The 262-nt window shown below is 50.8% G+C and carries 2 rRNA genes; both read right to left on the bottom strand.

The annotated features are described in order from the left end of the window. Nucleotides 1-67, bottom strand: a 5S ribosomal RNA gene (rrf, locus tag HPT30_RS00390); the annotation flags it as partial. 75 nt (nt 68-142) lie between these two features. After that, a 23S ribosomal RNA gene (locus HPT30_RS00385) occupies nt 143-262 on the bottom strand; the annotation flags it as partial.

The raw sequence follows: 262 nt of genomic DNA, 5'->3' as shown, positions 1-262 counted from the left end.
CGCTGGAGGGCTTAACGGTCGTGTTCGGGATGGGTACGCGTGGAACCCCTCCGCCATCGCCACCAAACGGGCATTTGCGGTACAAATGCTCAGGCTTAATCGCCTGAAAACTGAATCCGAAACGAATCTGCATTTTATCTAGTAGGATAAGCCCTCGACCGATTAGTATTGGTCAGCTCCATGCATTGCTGCACTTCCACCTCCAACCTATCTACCTCGTCGTCTTCAAGGGGTCTTACTAATTGGGAAATCTCATCTTGAG

The organism is Paenibacillus agri, from assembly GCF_013359945.1.
GTDB lineage: Bacteria > Bacillota > Bacilli > Paenibacillales > Paenibacillaceae > Paenibacillus_AQ > Paenibacillus_AQ agri.
Note: the sequence above shows the minus strand (reverse complement) of the source record. Positions and strands in the feature narration are given on the sequence as shown.